A 16,415-nucleotide genomic window follows, 5' to 3' on the forward strand; every position below is an offset into this window, starting at 1 on the left:
GAAGTTAACCGAATGTTTCTCAGGCGGCCACTTCCTGCTGCTCGGCATTGATATCATCCACAATATCCTTCGGCCTGCGCATCAGCAGCAATGACAACACGGCACCCAGGCCACAGAAGGCCATGACGGCAGCCATCGGAATTGCAGTACCGTTATGCAGTCCACTCACCGCAGCAGAAGCCAGTCCGCCAATCGAAAACCGCATCATGCCACCCAGTGCATTGGCAGTACCGGCCATTTTTGGAAAGTATGATAAAGCGATGGCGTTGGAGTTAGGTCCGGTCAGACCCATGCAGCCAACATAGATGACAACAGGAACCACAATACCAAACAAGCCGGCAACATGGGTGTATGCATTCAGCAGTAATATTGATGAAGCCAATGCCACAGTGATGCACCCGGCGCGTAATAGACTGAACAGTTCAACCCGACCTATCAGGCGAATATTCAGCATATTTACAACACTGATTCCGATAATGTTGGCGCCAAACAAAAACCCATAGGATTCAGCCGGAACACCAAACAGTTCAATGTAGACAAACGGCGAGCCCGTAATAAAGGCAAACATACCCCCAAAGAAAAATGACTGGCTCAGCATGGCTCCCATTGCCTGACGATGACTCAGAACGCAGGCGTAGGCACTGACCAGCTTGCGAGGAGAAATTTCAATTCGCTGCTCGGGTTTAAGGGTTTCTTTCACCCGTAAGATGACCAGCAACAGAGTGAAACAGGCCGCAACGGCAAGAAAAAGAAACAGACTCTGCCATCCGAAACGTAGCAACTGCCCGCCCATTAATGGTGCCACCAGCGGCCCGGTTGTCATCACCATCATGATGGATGACATGGCTTTCGCACTCTGTTCTCTTGGGAACAGGTCCCGAATCATGGCCGGAATCGTCACCATCACAGCAGCACCGGAGAGCGCCTGCAATACCCGAACAATACTGAGCTGGGTCGCATCGGTGCAGAATGCCGCAAGAATATTGGTCAGGATATAAAACACCAGCCCGGGCATCATTACCCGAACCCGCCCAAAGCGGTCAGACAATGGTCCGTACAACAATTGCCCAATAGCAAAGCCGACAGTGTAGGCACTGAGTGTCATCTGAATCCGGCTGAGAGGCTCTCCCATATCTGCCGCAATTGCCGGCAACGCAGGAAGGTAGAGGTCGATAGCAAGCGGCCCCAGAGAAGTGAGTGCGCCTAAAGTCAGGATGAGAAGCAGCCGTTCCCTCCGGTTATCAAGGTTCTTTATCATAATTTATGGCCCGGTCTGTAACAGGCTCGGCAAGAAGGGAGAAGAGAGCCTGTACGGCACAGAAGAAAGATGTGCCGGGTTGTTGTGTTATACCGGAAGATGCCATTAAAACGATGAGTTATATATAAGATATTGCCCTGTCATTTTTGTTTTCAGGCAGGAAGCACTTTGGCAGTAACGCGGGATATGGCGCAGGCAGGCTTCGACTTGTAGCCCGAAGGCTATCTCATAGAGAGAGAAGGTATTCGGTAGAACGAAAAAGGCCGGTATAAAACCGGCCTTTTTTTATCTGGATTAATCGATCAGTGAAAGATCAATCAGTCCATCAGCTCTTCAGCAGCAGCTACAACGTTATCAACGGTGAAGCCGAACATCTTGAACAGTTCACCAGCCGGAGCAGACTCACCGAAAGAGTTCATGCCGATGATGCGTCCGTCCAGACCAACATACTTGTACCAGTAGTCAGCAGAAGCGGCTTCGATAGCAACACGGGCAGTGACTTCCAGCGGCAGTACGCTCTGACGGTATTCTGCGTCCTGCTTTTCGAAGACGTCAGTAGACGGCATGGATACAACGCGCACCTTGCGACCGGCAGCAGCCAGCTTGTCAGCAGATTCCATTGCCAGACCGACTTCGGAACCGGTAGCAATCAGGATCACTTCCGGAGTGCCTTCGCAGTCACGCAGCACGTAACCACCACGGGCAACGTTAGCCAGCTGAGCTTCGTCACGCGCCATGTGCGGCAGCGCCTGACGGGAGAAGATCAGTGCAGTCGGGCCGTCATTGCGTTCTACGGCAGACTTCCAGGCAACAGCAGATTCAACGGTGTCACACGGACGCCACATGGACATGTTCGGAGTGGTACGCAGACTTGCCAGCTGCTCAACAGGCTGGTGAGTCGGGCCGTCTTCACCCAGACCGATGGAGTCGTGAGTATAAACGTGGATCGCACGCTGCTTCATCAGGGCAGCCATACGCAGGGCGTTGCGAGCGTATTCCATGAAGATCAGGAAGGTCGCGCCGTAAGGTACGAAACCACCGTGCAGGGCAACACCGTTCATCATCGCGGTCATGCCGAATTCACGCACACCGTAGAACATGTAGTTACCAGCCGGATCTTCCTTGGAAACGCCTTTGGCACCGCTCCACAGAGTCAGGTTGGAACCAGCCAGGTCAGCAGAACCACCCAGGAATTCAGGCAGCAGCGGACCGAAAGCGTTCAGGGTGTTCTGGGAAGCTTTACGGCTGGCAACAGTCGCGCCTTCTTCTTGCAGCTTCTGGATGTAAGCCTGAGCTTCTTCAGCGAAGTTCTCCGGCAGGTCGCCCTTAACGCGACGCTCCAGCTCGGAAGCCAGTTCAGGGTGAGCTTCTTTATAAGCAGAGAACTTCTCGCTCCAGTCAGCTTCAGCAGCGGTACCCTTTTCACGGGCATTCCAGGAAGCAGCGATAGACTCAGGAATTTCGAAAGGACCGTGAGTCCAGCCCAGACGTTCGCGGGTCAGCTGAATTTCGTCGTCGCCCAGAGGTGCGCCGTGGCAAGCTTCCTTGCCTTCCTTGTTCGGGGAACCGAAGCCAATGATGGTCTTGCAGCAGATCAGGGTCGGCTTGTCAGTGTTAGCACGTGCCTGTTCAATGGCAGCCTTGATCTGTTCCGGGTTGTGACCGTCTACGCCTGGAATAACTTCCCAGCCGTAGGATTCGAAACGCTTCGGCGTATCGTCAGTGAACCAGCCTTCAACTTCACCGTCGATGGAGATGCCGTTGTCGTCGTAGAAGGCAATCAGCTTGCCCAGACCCAGGGTACCAGCCAGGGAGCAAACTTCGTGAGAGATACCTTCCATCATGCAACCGTCACCCAGGAATACGTAGGTGTTGTGGTCAACGATGTCGTGACCCGGACGGTTGAACTGAGCAGCCAGTACTTTTTCAGCAGTCGCCATACCAACTGCGTTGGCGATACCCTGACCCAGAGGACCAGTGGTAGTTTCAATGCCCGGTGCATAACCATATTCCGGGTGACCGGCGGTCTTGGAGTGCAGCTGACGGAAGTTTTTCAGGTCATCAATGGAGAGGTCATAGCCGCTGAGGTGCAGCAGGGAGTAGATCAGCATGGAGCCATGGCCGTTGGAGAGCACGAAGCGGTCACGATCCATCCAGTCGGGGTTGGCGGGGTTGTGCTTGAGGAAGTCTCCCCACAGCACTTCTGCAATATCCGCCATGCCCATCGGGGCGCCCGGGTGGCCGGACTTAGCCTTCTGAACGGCATCCATGCTCAGTGCACGGATCGCATTGGCACGTTCGAGACGGGAGGTCATCTGATCAGGACTCCTGAATAAACAGCCGGGGACTTCACAGCAACAGGAAGGTCACAAATTGTCGCTGTCATGGTTCCCGGTGAGATGAGGTAAAATTGAAGCCGCGTATTGTATCCCGATCTGCGCTGTTCTTGAACCTGCCATTGCAAAGAATCAACCAACACTGCAACTCATGTCAGTTATCTATATTCTCACCGAGCAGTCCGCGGAAATAATCCAGGTAACCCAGTCTTTTCCAACTGATACATCCCCGCACATACCTTTCAAGGGTCCACGGCAGGGTTGTCCGGGCATCCAGTGCCAACATCAGGTTGCTTCGCTGCTCCCCCATAACCGTCTGATAAGCCGCTATGACAAACATGGAGCAGAACATTCCCGACAGCGGCCCGCCTCCCTGTCTCAGTTCTGACGGAATATCCGTCACACAATTCTGGCTGAGATAACGTACATAGCTACGTGCACCGGAACCGAAAGAGGATGACCTGAATGCCGCGATATAGGGTTTCAGCTGGCTGAAAGCACCTTTTACCGTCACGACATTACCCGTCACAACCGGATCGACCAGCGTATCTTCAAAATCAGTGATATCTGCACCGATATCATCCTTACGGTGAAATTCTGCATCCGTATTCAACAGGGCCCAGGATTTTGCTGTGCTGCCAGCCGTTGTTGCCAGAAACTCATCTTCGTCATAGCGCATTCTGTATGCCAGATACGCAAAGCCCTTGTATTCATATTTGGTGATATTGATCGGATTGAAGATCAGCCCCTGTTCCGAAATATGCGCCAGCCAGGGCACACCGCCACTGATACACCCCACAATGGCAACATGGGTAATCGATACACACTCACTCGCAGGCCGCCCGCCCCGGGCCACTGCCGCCCGGGCTGCAGTAACCCGGGTTGGATGGCCCAAGGTGTCATAAAAAAGGATGTCTCCAACTCTGAGGTCTTCAAACTTCATGGTTTTTCTGGCCTCTGAACCCGTGGCAGCAAGATAAAAATAGTCAGGATCCGGATTGGGATATGGAAAGTTAATGTCTCAATAAGAAGAAGCTGAAAATCTATATCAAAATATTTTGATATAGACTGATGTAATTGCTAGACTCCACACCATGAACGTTAAGCTGGCAAAAAATTCTCTCCAAAACTCTCGCTCAAAAGAGAACAAGGGCATGGAAACCGAAGTTTCCCCCTGCACTGAACTTGCCGCGTTACATAAAGCAGCAGGAGACACCCTGCGTCTGGAAATCTTGCGACTGCTTAAGACCGAGTCGCTTGGTGTACTGGAGCTGACCCGGATTTTTGCCACCAAGCAGTCCGGCATGAGCCACCATTTGAAGATTCTGGCCAATGCCCGACTCGTGACAACACGGCGGGAAGGCAATGCTATTTTTTATCGTCGTGCCCTGCCGCCGACTTCAGGGCCATACGCTGCTGTTATTCAGGCATTGTTTGAAACACTGGATCCGCTACCACTTCGAGAAGAAGTACAGCAGAAACTGACTGAAACCCAGAAACAGCGGGCCCTGCAGTCACAGACATTTTTTACCCGCAACCTGCAGGCTTTTCGCAAGCATCAGGAATTGATTGCCGACCATGAGCTTTATGCCCGGGGTGTTGAAGACTTGCTGGAACGTTCTGTTTTTCCGGAACAGAACACCGCTATTGAACTCGGGCCCGGTGAAGGCGCTTTCCTGACCACGTTGTCCAGCCGCTTTGGCAAAGTAATTGCACTGGATAACTCTGATGAGATGCTGGCACTGGCACAACAGACCAGTGACCGGGAAAAGCTTGAGAATGTCGAGTTCCAGCTTGGCGAGCTCGATTCACTGGTCAGACAAAAGCTACAGGCTGACTGTCTGGTAGCTAATATGGTGTTACATCACGTACCGACACCATCTGACATATTTATCGCCGCCGGCAAAGTACTGAAACCCGGCGGCAGTTTGTTTATCAGTGAGCTGGGTGAGCACAACCAGCACTGGACCCGGGATCTCTGCGGAGATTTATGGCTTGGCTTCAGTGTTGATGAACTAACAGCCTGGGCAGAAAGCGCCGGGCTAAAGCCTGAGGAGTCGCAATACCTCGGGCTACGCAATGGTTTCCAGATCCAGGTGCGGCGTTTTATTCGCCCGGTTTAGCCCTGAGTTTTTAGACATTGCTTATTGAACAAGGTTTTTCCGGCAAGGCTTTGCTGACGTGGAACCCGACTTTTACTTTCCTGACTTGTAAGGATAGAAATCAAAATGGCTGAGTACTCCCTCTTTACCTCAGAATCCGTATCCGAAGGTCATCCGGACAAAGTGGCTGACCAGATTTCTGACGCCATTCTGGATGCCATGCTGAAGGATGACCCGGAGTCTCGAGTTGCTGTCGAAACTCTGGTTAAAACCGGCATGGTTATTGTTGCCGGTGAAGTTCGCACCAGCACCTATGTCGATATTGAAGAGCTGGTTCGCAAGGTTGTGACCGATATCGGCTACAACCACGGTGACCTGGGTTTTGACGGTGAGTGTGTTGCGGTTCTGAACGCGATCGGCAAACAGTCTGCAGATATCGCCATCGGTGTTGACGAAACCGAAGAGAAAGAACAGGGTGCCGGTGACCAGGGTCTGATGTTCGGTTACGCCACCAACGAAACCGACGTTCTGATGCCCGCTCCGATCACTTACGCTCACCGCCTGGTTGAACGTCAGGCGCAAGTTCGCAAGAGCGGCGCTCTGAACTGGCTGCGCCCGGATGCCAAGAGTCAGGTAACCCTGCGTTACGATGCCACTGGCAAGCCTGTTGCTATCGATGCCGTTGTTCTGTCTACCCAGCACAACCCGGAAGTTTCCCAGTCCGATATCTACCAGGGCGTGATGGAAGAGATCATCAAGCCAGTACTGCCTGCCGAGTGGCTGCATGCAGATACCAAGTTCCACATCAACCCGACCGGTAACTTTGTAATCGGTGGCCCGGTAGGTGACTGTGGTCTGACCGGGCGCAAGATCATCGTTGACACCTACGGTGGTATGGCTCGTCACGGTGGTGGTGCCTTCTCCGGTAAGGATCCGTCCAAGGTTGACCGTTCCGCTGCTTACGCCGGCCGTTATGTTGCCAAGAACATTGTGGCGGCAGGTCTGGCTGACAGGTGTGAAATCCAGGTTTCTTACGCGATTGGTGTTGCCGAGCCGACTTCTATCTCCATTAACACCTTTGGTACTGGCAAGGTTTCTGATGATCGCATCAGCGAGCTGGTACGTGAATACTTTGACCTGCGTCCGCACGGACTGGTTGATATGCTGGATCTGAAGCGTCCGATTTATCTCCCGACAGCAGCTTACGGTCACTTCGGCCGTGAAGAAGCTGATTTCACCTGGGAGCGGACTGACAAGGCTGACGCACTTCGGGCGGCTGCCGGTCTCTGATCCTGCTAAAAAGGCGTCGCATGACGCCTTTTTTTATAATAAAAACCGTATGTCCTGCTGATAATAAAAAAACACAAGATCCTAAACACTCAGTACAAGAACGGGATTATGACAATGACAGACTATAAAGTGGCAGATATCTCTCTGGCCGAATGGGGCCGTCGGGAAATCCAGATCGCTGAAGGCGAAATGCCGGCATTGATGGCCATTCGCGGCAAGTACGAAGCTGCCCAGCCATTAAAAGGTGCCCGTGTTATGGGCTGTATTCATATGACCATCCAGACTGCCGTGTTGATTGAAACACTGGTCGCACTGGGTGCTGAAGTGCGCTGGTCTTCCTGTAATATTTTCTCTACTCAGGACCATGCTGCCGCCGCTATTGCTGCTGCCGGCATTCCGGTATTTGCCTGGAAGGGTGAAACCGAAGAAGAGTATGACTGGTGCCTGGAGCAAACCGTTGGTGCGGACAAAGCTGACTGGCACCCAAACCTGATTCTGGATGACGGTGGTGACCTCACGGCACTACTACACAACAAGTATCCGCAGATTCTGGACGACTGCCACGGTATCTCTGAAGAGACCACCACCGGGGTTCATCGCCTGCTCGAAATGCTGGAGAAGGGCGAGCTGAAAGTTCCCGCTATTAACGTCAACGATGCGGTCACCAAGAGCAAGAACGATAACAAGTACGGCTGCCGTCACTCACTGAACGATGCTATCAAGCGTGCGACCGACCACCTGCTGGCTGGAAAAAAAGCACTGGTTATCGGTTACGGCGATGTAGGTAAAGGCTCTGCGGCTTCCCTTCGTCAGGAAGGCATGATTGTAAAAGTGACCGAAATTGATCCGATCTGTGCCATGCAGGCCTGTATGGATGGCTTTGAGGTTGTATCCCCGTACCTCCATGGTCTGAACGACGAAACCGAAGCCTGCGTTGATAAGGCCCTGCTCGGAACCATCGACCTGCTGGTCACAACCACCGGTAACAAGCATGTGTGTGACAGCAATATGCTCAAGCATCTGAAGAGTGGTTGTGTCGTCAGCAATATTGGTCATTTCGATACTGAAATCGATACTGCATTCATGCGGGAACAGTGGGAGTGGGAAGAAATTAAACCGCAGGTACACAAGATTTACCGTAACCGTGCCAACGACAACCACCTGCTGCTGTTATCGGAAGGCCGTCTGGTGAATCTTGGTAACGCAACGGGTCACCCGTCACGGATTATGGATGGCTCTTTTGCCAACCAGGTACTGGCCCAGATCCATCTGTTCGAAGCAGACTTTGCAAACCTTCCAGCCGATCAGAAAGCATCTTCGCTATATGTGAACGTACTGCCCAAGCAGCTGGATGAAGAAGTTGCTCGCTATATGGTGGAAGGTTTCAGCGGGGTTATTACCCGACTGACATCTGAACAGGCTGATTACATCAATGTATCTGTTGATGGCCCGTTCAAAAACGATGACTACAAATACTAGATCATCATTATTCAGGTAGCTGGTTGCTGCAGCTACCTGATATTGAATCAGGCATAACGCCCGGATTATAAAAACAACAGGTTTCGCAAATGACGCTCGTTAAGAACAAGGTACAGGTCAGCTTTGAGTTTTTTCCGGCCCGAACTGAAGAGGGCGGCGAGAAACTGATTAAAACCGCACAACAACTGGCTGGAGTATCCCCCGAATTTTTCTCGGTAACCTATGGCGCCGGAGGTTCAACCCGCGATCGTACCAAAGGTACTGTCAGCCAGATTATTGAAGCAACCGGTATTCCCACAGCGCCTCACCTGTCCTGTGTAGGTGATACCAGGGAAAGCTTGCGGGAGCTGTTAAGTAATTACAAAGACCAGGGCATTAACCGTATTGTTGCCCTGCGAGGAGATCTGCCTTCAGGCATGGGCCGGTTTGCTTCCGGTCATCTGCAGTATGCCAATGAACTGGTTGAATTTATTCGGGAAGAGACGGGTGACCACTTCCATATCGAGGTTGCTGCTTACCCTGAAGTGCATCCGCAGGCTCATGGAATGGATGCCGATCTCGCAAACTTCAAACGCAAGGTTGAGTCCGGTGCAACATCCGCTATCACCCAGTATTTCTTTAATGCTGACAGTTACTTTTACTTTGTGGATCGCTGCCGCAAGGAAGGTATTGATATCCCGATTGTGCCCGGCATTATGCCAATCACTAATTACATCAAACTGGCCCGGTTCAGTGATGCCTGTGGTGCCGAAATGCCACGCTGGATTCGCAAACAGCTGGAGTCCTATGGTGATGATTCCGCCAGCATCAAGGCTTTCGGTGAAGAAGTCATCACCCGCTTATGTGAGCGCCTGATTGAAGGCGGTGTGCCTGCCCTGCACTTCTATTCCCTGAATATGGCCGGTCCCAGCCTCAAGCTGGTTCAGAACCTATCCTGACCTTCCTCTCCAGCCACAATGATTTGCCCCGTGAACACTTTTGTTCACGGGTTGTGGAATCGGCGGGGAGAGATAGAAGACAACAAATCGGGGTAAGCTTGCTCCAGATAAACAGGCAAAGGCCTCTCCATTACCAGACTGGCCATAATTCCCGCCAGGGGTTGGGCTGTCTGAATACCATAGCCACCCAGCCCGGCCAGCCAGAAGAAGCCCGGAATATCAGGATCTTCTCCAACCACAGGTACTTCATCCGCAGCAAAGGTACGCAAGCCAGCCCATTTATTGTTTATTTTGCGCACATCAAGGTTCAGGTACTTCATGATGTGGTCTGCAGCCACCGCAACATCCAGCTCTTCGGGCTGGGCATCACAAGGGATATCCGGTGATGCATCTTCCGGTGAAACAAAGAGCTGCCCCGCATCAGGTTTGAAATAAAGTTCTTTTCCAACAACCTCCAGAAAGGGCCAGTCCGAAACATCGATATTCTCGGGTGGATCAACAACAATCACCGTACGTCGCTTGGGTACCATCTTCAGCGAGTTTGCACCGGCCATTACTGCTACCTGATCAGCCCATGCCCCTGCAGCATTAATGATTCTTGGAGCCTGAAACTGTCCCTTTCCTGTTTTGATCACAAAACCCGCTTCACATGCAGTGATCTGCTGTACTCGGCTGTCAGTAAAAAGACTGCCACCCTTTTGCCTGAAACCTTTAAGGAATCCATGCAACAGGCTATGAACATCTATCGCTGCGGCACCCGGCTCCCATATAGCTTTTCCCAGCAAACCCTTTTTAAGCAGCGGCACTCTACTCATGATTTGCCTCTCACTCCAGAGTTCGACCTTTGATACCTTGCAGGCTTCTGCAAAAAGCTGCTCAGCCAGGGACATCTCATCCGGACTGTAGCAAAACAGGGCACCGGCTTTTTGTAGAATTGGAGAATCAGCAAAACCTTCAGGTGTTTGTTGAAAAAAACGGTTGGCAGAGCGGATCAGTGCCCGGTTCAGGGGATCGCCATAGAGTTCCGAGAACAAAGCAGCTGAGCGTCCGGTTGCGTGGTAGCCCGGCTGTTCCTCCTGCTCAAGCAGTAGCGTATTCATATGCCCGGACAGTTCCCAGGCTGCAGCTGCTCCTGCAATCCCGGCACCAATGACAATCACATCAGCTGTGACCGTTTTCATCAGGCCTCCACTTTTGTTGTTATCCGTATCAAGTTTATCTGCTTCGCGACAGAAGCATAGCAAGCCGGAAGCAGAGTGTTATCAACCCACTCTGATACAATACAGGTTTTCCCGCTTTGGATAGCCAGACCGGCCTGCTATTGGTATGCGAAACCCAAGAATTTTTACTCCCCAACCGCTGTCACTGAATACAGAAGTGCAACTCGCTGATGATGCCGCCAACCATGTTGGCCGGGTACTGCGAATGAAACCCGGTGAACCGCTGGTTCTGTTCAATAGTGAAGGTGGTTCATATCAGGGAACAATCAAAGCTGTTAGCAAAAAAAGTGTCAGCGTGACACTGACTGAGCACCGGCCAGATGATAACGAGTCCCCTCTGAGAATCGAGCTAGGGCAGGCCCTGAGTCGTGGTGAACGAATGGACTGGGCGATTCAGAAAGCAACTGAAGCCGGTGTTACAGAAATCACTCCGCTGTTTACTGAACGCTGTGAAGTCAAACTGAACAGTGAGCGTCAGGAAAAGCGGTTACAACACTGGCGCAAGGTCGCAATCAGTGCCTGCGAGCAATGTGCCCGCAATAGGGTTCCGGTAATCAACCCGCCACAGCAATTAAATGACTGGCTGGCAGCACGTCAGACCAAATTAAACTTTGTGCTGCATCACCGCACTGAAAGGAAGATATCCGGTTATGAGGTACCCCAGTCAGTTTCACTGCTAATCGGTCCTGAAGGTGGATTATCGGCAGATGAAATTGCACAGGCAGAAAACAAGCAGTTTAATGCATTGGCGCTGGGTCCACGGGTTCTCAGAACCGAAACAGCGCCTGTGGCTGCCATTTCACTCATGCAATATCTGTGGGGTGACTGGTGAAGCGTTAACTCGCTTCATCCAGCACTGCACTGATTGTTCCCAGCAAAGTTGATTCGGAAACCGGTTTGGTTAGATAGTCGCGAGCGCCCTGGCGTTTGCCCCAGACCTTGTCGGTTTCCTGATCCTTGGTGGTCACAATAATAACGGGAATATGCTGGGTACCCGGATCACGATTTAACTGGCGGGTGGCCTGAAAACCATTCAGCCCGGGCATGACAATATCCATCAATACGACATCGGGCAGTTGATCCCGACACAGGGCTACACCATCAGCACCATTATCAGCTTTTAAAACATCGTGGCCGTTTTTTTTCAGAATATCGCTCAGCTTTTTAGTCTCAGCGGGAGAATCATCAACAATCAGTACTCGAGCCATGTGTCATCCTTTTGTACTTCTTATGATCTTGCCTGTGGACTACAGGCATAAGTACCTGGGTACTTGCGTCTACCGCCGTGCGGCTATGGTCTTATTCAACTACTGATTCTTGTACCATACATCCAGACCGCATTGCCATAAGGCTCACCTGCAAGCTCCCACCTCATCTTTTACCGCCTACAGCCGATACTCCCCCTTAGATTTTTTCATTTAAATGTGTGAACCATGGAAGGAACACCATAATGAAACCGAGAGCGCTCAGTGTATTCTGTCTTCCTCTGGCTTTGATGATCAGTACAACTGCTGATGCAGCATCACTGGAAGAGACTATTCGCATGGCGCTGCAAACCAACCCGACGGTGTTGGCAGAGCAACATCGCCTCTCGGCTTCCCAGGAATCAACATCTGCAGCACTGGGCGGATATTTCCCCAGTCTGGATGTTGCTGCAGGCATTGGCTCACAGCGCAAGGAAGGTGACCGCAACAGCAATCTGCCAAAGAAGCAGCGGACCCGGAAGGAAACCTCGGTCAGTCTGAACCAGATGCTGTTTGATGGTTTTTCAGTTTCCAGCAGCGTCGCTGAAGCCAGTTATGCAGAACAGGCTCAGCTTTATTCTCTACAGTCTGCTACAGAGAACATGGCACTGCAGATTGCTCAGGTTTATATCCGGGTACTGGAAAATCAGGATCTGGTTGCCATGGCAGAAAAAAATCTGGAAGTGCATGACAGCATCTATGAGCAGGTCAAACTGCGCACAGACCAGGGTATCGCCAGAAGCTCTGATCTGGCACAGATAGAAGGCCGAAAGGCCAGAGCCAATGCTAACCTGATTAATGCCCGCAATAATCTGGAAGATGCTATTTCAGCGTTCTATGCAGTGGTGAATACTTTACCGGAAGAGTTGACCCAGCCGGGTTCAGATAGCTTTGAAATGCCGGAAACTCTTGAAGCAGCTATTACCACAGCTCTTTCCAATAACCCCAAACTTAAAAGTGAAGAAGCCCGCATTCGGGCAGCAGAAGAATCTTACGAAGGCCGTAAAAGCAGCTTCTTTCCACAGTTTAATATTGAAATTCAAAAGTCATGGAATACCGATGCTGATGGTGTAGCCGGTACAGATGAAGATCTGACCGCCATGGTGCGTATGCGCTATAACCTCTTTCGCGGTGGCTCAGACCGGGCTCGCTTGAAAGAAAGTGCCTGGCAGGCCGAACAGAATCGCTCCGATAGAGACCGGCAGGTTCGTACGGTGACAGAAGATGTCAAAGTGGCCTGGGCAGCACGCAGCTATATCAAGCAGCAACTGGAGTATCTGAAAGTTCATCTGGACTCCAGCTCCGCGACCGTAGATGCCTATCGCGAGCAGTTTAATATCGGCAAGCGCACCCTGTTGGATTTGCTGGATAGTGAAAACGAATTGTTCCAGTCGCAGCGCACATTTATTACTGCTCAATATGATTTGGCTGAAGCACGCTTTCGAATTTTGACTCACATAGGAATGTTACTAAAGACAATGAAATTGGAAACCAATTTCACTGAAAAATGACCAAAAATTAAGCCACTTTAAATAAGGTGGCTTAATATACTTTTCTTGTTTTAAATATTCTAATCCACCAGATAGGTTCGTAATCAGTGGTAGGATGGAAGATTGGCTTCCAAAATAATCGCCGGTCTTTTAAAGGATAGATGTTCACTCTCAGGCCCAAGGTAACCGTCATAGAAAAAGCAATAGGGTTCATTAGAAACAGGGTGTAGCCCTTTAAGGACAGTAAAATCAAAATCTACGCTTTTATCATGTGACTCAAACTTGAATACATGTGCATGCCCATAGCAAAAGACGATCTCTCGTTGATCATCAGGAACAGGTATTTCTATATGGTCAGGATATTGCTCAGCCGAGAATGAAGCTACGTAAAAGCATCGACCAACACTATTATCCAGCAAACCTTGGAAACTAACTTCAGCTCCAGCTTTAGGAGGATGAAAGCTACCTTTGCATGGGTGCCAATAAAAATTGAAATAGGTATTACTCGGCTGCCAATCTAAAACAGAGTACCAAGGGTAACATCTGCGATCACTAACGATTAGCATATCAACACCCTCAGTATCAGCCTCCAGGCGCCGCTCCATTCTGAAACTTTGAGGCTTTCTCTTATTATTCAACAAATATTCTTTTACATATGCTGCTATGCCTGTTTTTTCAACAGCATCTGGTTCCGTACTGCAATCTTCTTCAGGGCAGCAAACCGAAGTAAATAGACCCGGATCAGATTCAGAATCATAATTTTTTAGATCAACTATATATATTATATCTCCCGGTTTCTGATCATTAAAAGATACGCGAAAATAAGCTCCGAAAGCATTCGATGCCAATAAAATATATATTGAAAGTAGCACTCCCAAAAAAAACCTAAACAGAAACACTTAAAACCTCTTTAAAAATTTATACGTGTTCTCACTACATGCATGCGATCCCAATATTTAGTCCTCAGGAAGTAACAACAGTTCAAACCTCCCCTTCCAATAAATTCCACTTTTAACCATACCTTCGATGTTGGAATAGACCCTGTAAAGTGAGAAAAAAGCCATTAACTCATCCAACACATCAAAATAAAGCTCGTTTTATGGTAAATAGACCCTCACGATCTTAATATCCTGGATAACATAGAATGACTATTCGCCTCGGCATCGTGATGGACCCCATCGCAGGCATTCACTACAAGAAAGACACCTCACTGGCCATGCTGCTGGCCGCCCAGAAAAGAGGCTGGGAGCTGTACTACATGGAGCAGAAAGATCTATTCCAACGCGATGGCAAGGCGATGGGTATGATGTCATCCCTGAGCGTGCAGCTGGATCCTGAAAACTGGTATACCCTTGGCGAAGAAGTATCCCAGCCTCTGGCCGAGCTGGATGTGATCCTGATGCGCAAGGACCCACCATTCGATAACGAATATATCTACAGCACCTATATTCTGGAGCAGGCTGAGGTCGAAGGCGTGCTGGTAATGAACCGCCCCCAGAGCCTGCGTGACTGTAACGAAAAAGTATTTGCCACTCAGTTCCCTCAGTGCATCCCCCCTGTACTGGTCAGCCGTCGTCAGGATCTGATCCGGGCATTTCATGAAGAACATGGCGACATCATTCTGAAGCCACTGGATGGCATGGGCGGCAGCTCCATCTTCCGGGTCAAGCAGGGTGATCCAAATCTGAGCGTAATCTGTGAAACACTGACCGAACATGGACAGCAGCAGATTATGGCGCAGAAGTTCATTCCTGAAATCAAGGATGGCGACAAACGCATTCTACTCATTGACGGTGAACCAGTACCTTACGCCATGGCCCGCATTCCGGCTGCTGGAGAAACCCGCGGCAATCTGGCTGCCGGAGGCAGTGCGGAATGTCGTCCACTAACAGATCGTGACCGCTGGATTGCCGAGCAGGTCGGCCCGATTCTGCGGGAAAAAGGCATTATCTTTGCCGGCCTCGATGTGATCGGGGACTGGCTAACTGAAGTGAATGTCACCAGCCCGCTGGGTATTCGCGAACTGGACAAAGCCTTTGACCTGGATATTGCCGGTCAGCTTATGGATACCATTGCCAAAAAACTGGTAGCCTGATAACTCACCTGCCCTGTATTGGCTCAAATGCAGGGCAGCTCCTGAGAGAACAATAACCGAGTGGCTCTATGGCAGCGGTGGCAGCAATCAGACCCGGCTCTGCGGATCGTCTTGGATTCGCAGTCTTCCTGGCACTGGCAGTACACGGCATGGTATTGCTGGGACTTGGATTCAAGCTGCCAGATCATGCCAAACCTGAAAAGACACTGGAAATAACCCTCGCCACGTATAAAAGTGAGAAGGCACCGGATAATGCCGACTATCTTGCCCAGATAAACCAGCAGGGTAGCGGTACACTGGATGAAAAAGCCCGCCCTTCCAGCGACCAGCAGGCTGAGTTTCAGGACAACAAGATTAACGAAGTTAATATTGAGCCTCAGCAGGCGGCGCAGCCTGAACAAAAAAACCTGACAGCCAATAAAGTCACAACTCAAAAACCCACCGAAAAAAGAATAAAAGTCGAGCAGCAGCGGCAGGATGAAAGTCAGGCTATCAGTGAAGAAAAACCTCAACGCAGAATCGATCTGACAGCTGAAGTTGCCTCTCTGGAAGCAGACTACTTTCGCAAGCGGCAGGAATATGCCAAACGGCCCCGGATTCAACGCCTCAATGCTGCTTCAACCCGACAGGAAAAAGGTGCCTTTTATCAGGAAGCATGGCGCCGGAAAGTGGAGCGTATCGGCAACCTGAATTATCCCGAAGCCGCACGAGACCGAAGGTTGTATGGGGCATTGAGACTTAAAGTGACCATTCGTCGGGATGGTACGCTCAAGAATGTTGCCATCAATGAGTCCTCTGGTCAGAAACTACTGGATGATGCCGCCATCCGGATTGTGAAGCTGGCAGCGCCCTACGCCCCTTTCAGTGACGATCTGAATGAGTTTGATGAACTGGAAATTATCCGGACCTGGCGTTTTGAGCCAGGCGATCAGCTTTTCAGCGAGTAAACAACACCGTGTCATA

General features: G+C 50.7%; 14 protein-coding genes. 8 read left to right on the forward strand and 6 right to left on the reverse strand.

The window, feature by feature from the left end; all coding sequences use genetic code 11:
- Positions 1 to 19: 19 nt before the first annotated feature.
- From ACYZZ0_RS14290 to ACYZZ0_RS14300, 3 genes are all read right to left on the reverse strand, one after another.
- The gene (locus ACYZZ0_RS14290) at positions 20 to 1,258 is read right to left on the reverse strand and encodes a Bcr/CflA family multidrug efflux MFS transporter (RefSeq protein WP_461537311.1); all 1,239 of its coding nucleotides are present in this window, start codon (positions 1,256 to 1,258) and stop codon (positions 20 to 22) included.
- Between the two features lie 317 nt (positions 1,259 to 1,575).
- On the reverse strand, positions 1,576 to 3,573 hold the full coding sequence (gene tkt, locus ACYZZ0_RS14295) for a transketolase (RefSeq protein ID WP_461537312.1): 1,998 nt from the start codon (positions 3,571 to 3,573) through the stop codon (positions 1,576 to 1,578).
- A gap of 175 nt (positions 3,574 to 3,748) precedes the next feature.
- Positions 3,749 to 4,537: a hypothetical protein gene (locus ACYZZ0_RS14300; RefSeq protein WP_461537313.1), complete on the reverse strand. Its 789-nt coding sequence runs from the start codon at positions 4,535 to 4,537 to the stop codon at positions 3,749 to 3,751.
- Between the two features lie 211 nt (positions 4,538 to 4,748).
- On the opposite strand from ACYZZ0_RS14300, the gene ACYZZ0_RS14305 reads away from it, so the two are divergent.
- The 4 genes from ACYZZ0_RS14305 (at position 4,749) to metF (ending at position 9,403) form a co-directional block, all read left to right on the forward strand.
- Positions 4,749 to 5,717: a metalloregulator ArsR/SmtB family transcription factor gene (locus tag ACYZZ0_RS14305; protein WP_461537314.1), complete on the forward strand. Its 969-nt coding sequence runs from the start codon at positions 4,749 to 4,751 to the stop codon at positions 5,715 to 5,717.
- Between the two features lie 105 nt (positions 5,718 to 5,822).
- Positions 5,823 to 6,986, forward strand: coding sequence for a methionine adenosyltransferase (metK, locus tag ACYZZ0_RS14310; RefSeq protein ID WP_461537315.1), 1,164 nt, complete (start codon positions 5,823 to 5,825; stop codon positions 6,984 to 6,986).
- A 108-nt stretch (positions 6,987 to 7,094) separates the two neighbouring features.
- Positions 7,095 to 8,465: an adenosylhomocysteinase gene (ahcY, locus tag ACYZZ0_RS14315; protein WP_461537316.1), complete on the forward strand. Its 1,371-nt coding sequence runs from the start codon at positions 7,095 to 7,097 to the stop codon at positions 8,463 to 8,465.
- Positions 8,466 to 8,554: 89 nt separating this feature from the next.
- On the forward strand, positions 8,555 to 9,403 hold the full coding sequence (metF, locus tag ACYZZ0_RS14320) for a methylenetetrahydrofolate reductase [NAD(P)H] (RefSeq protein ID WP_461537317.1): 849 nt from the start codon (positions 8,555 to 8,557) through the stop codon (positions 9,401 to 9,403).
- A gap of 44 nt (positions 9,404 to 9,447) precedes the next feature.
- Here metF and ACYZZ0_RS14325 read toward each other — a convergent pair whose 3' ends face one another.
- Positions 9,448 to 10,584, reverse strand: a complete 1,137-nt coding sequence (locus tag ACYZZ0_RS14325; RefSeq protein WP_461537318.1) for an NAD(P)/FAD-dependent oxidoreductase — start codon at positions 10,582 to 10,584, stop codon at positions 9,448 to 9,450.
- A gap of 145 nt (positions 10,585 to 10,729) precedes the next feature.
- Here ACYZZ0_RS14325 and ACYZZ0_RS14330 point away from each other — a divergent pair, with 145 nt between their 5' ends.
- Positions 10,730 to 11,455 (forward strand): 16S rRNA (uracil(1498)-N(3))-methyltransferase, encoded by a 726-nt coding sequence (locus tag ACYZZ0_RS14330; RefSeq protein ID WP_461537319.1) that lies wholly within the window; start codon positions 10,730 to 10,732, stop codon positions 11,453 to 11,455.
- A 4-nt stretch (positions 11,456 to 11,459) separates the two neighbouring features.
- Here ACYZZ0_RS14330 and pilH read toward each other — a convergent pair whose 3' ends face one another.
- Positions 11,460 to 11,831 carry a twitching motility response regulator PilH gene (pilH, locus tag ACYZZ0_RS14335; RefSeq protein WP_461537320.1) on the reverse strand — a complete coding sequence of 124 codons (372 nt, stop codon included), beginning with the start codon at positions 11,829 to 11,831 and terminating at the stop codon, positions 11,460 to 11,462.
- A 242-nt stretch (positions 11,832 to 12,073) separates the two neighbouring features.
- On the opposite strand from pilH, the gene ACYZZ0_RS14340 reads away from it, so the two are divergent.
- Positions 12,074 to 13,378: a TolC family outer membrane protein gene (locus ACYZZ0_RS14340; protein ID WP_461537321.1), complete on the forward strand. Its 1,305-nt coding sequence runs from the start codon at positions 12,074 to 12,076 to the stop codon at positions 13,376 to 13,378.
- Positions 13,379 to 13,461: 83 nt separating this feature from the next.
- Here the strand turns inward: ACYZZ0_RS14340 and ACYZZ0_RS14345 are convergent, their stop codons facing one another.
- A complete protein-coding gene (locus ACYZZ0_RS14345; RefSeq protein ID WP_461537322.1) occupies positions 13,462 to 14,256 on the reverse strand; it encodes a hypothetical protein in 795 nt (264 codons plus the stop codon).
- Between the two features lie 245 nt (positions 14,257 to 14,501).
- Here ACYZZ0_RS14345 and gshB point away from each other — a divergent pair, with 245 nt between their 5' ends.
- Both gshB and ACYZZ0_RS14355 read left to right on the forward strand, forming a co-directional pair.
- Positions 14,502 to 15,452, forward strand: a complete 951-nt coding sequence (gene gshB, locus ACYZZ0_RS14350) for a glutathione synthase (RefSeq protein ID WP_461537323.1) — start codon at positions 14,502 to 14,504, stop codon at positions 15,450 to 15,452.
- Between the two features lie 68 nt (positions 15,453 to 15,520).
- On the forward strand, positions 15,521 to 16,399 hold the full coding sequence (locus ACYZZ0_RS14355) for an energy transducer TonB (protein WP_461537324.1): 879 nt from the start codon (positions 15,521 to 15,523) through the stop codon (positions 16,397 to 16,399).
- Positions 16,400 to 16,415: the final 16 nt, after the last annotated feature.

This window comes from Spongorhabdus nitratireducens, from assembly GCA_947387575.1.
GTDB lineage: Bacteria > Pseudomonadota > Gammaproteobacteria > Pseudomonadales > Endozoicomonadaceae > CANDOC01.